This is a genomic window from Photorhabdus antumapuensis, assembly GCF_020387775.1.
Classification (GTDB): Bacteria; Pseudomonadota; Gammaproteobacteria; order Enterobacterales; family Enterobacteriaceae; genus Photorhabdus; species Photorhabdus antumapuensis.
On the sequence record NZ_JAHZMK010000030.1, the window covers coordinates 2622 to 2960 of the forward strand.

Sequence of the window (339 nt, forward strand, 5' to 3'; positions counted from 1 at the left end):
GTGATGCCGAAGGGCGCTTAATCGAAGAAATCCGTCCTGACGACACCCTCATCCGGTACGAATACAACGCGGCGGGCTTATTAAGCACCGAACGGCGCATGGGTGACCGCGTGTTCCAGTACCCGGAACGGCAGGTACACCAGCATTATGATGCGGCCGGTCAGCTGATCCAGCGGGAAACTTACACAGACACTTACCAGTACCGGTGGGACAACATGGGCAGGCTGCTGGAGGCTAGCCGTGAACCGAACGACAACGGCAAACAACTGGGAATAGAGCCCAACACCGTGCGTTTTGACTATGACGCATTGGGGCGAGTTATTCGCGAGCAGAACGGCG

At 57.2% G+C, this 339-nt stretch carries 1 pseudogene; it reads left to right on the top strand.

The window, feature by feature from the left end:
- A pseudogene (locus KZ793_RS13300) lies at nucleotides 1-339 on the top strand (hypothetical protein); the annotation flags it as partial.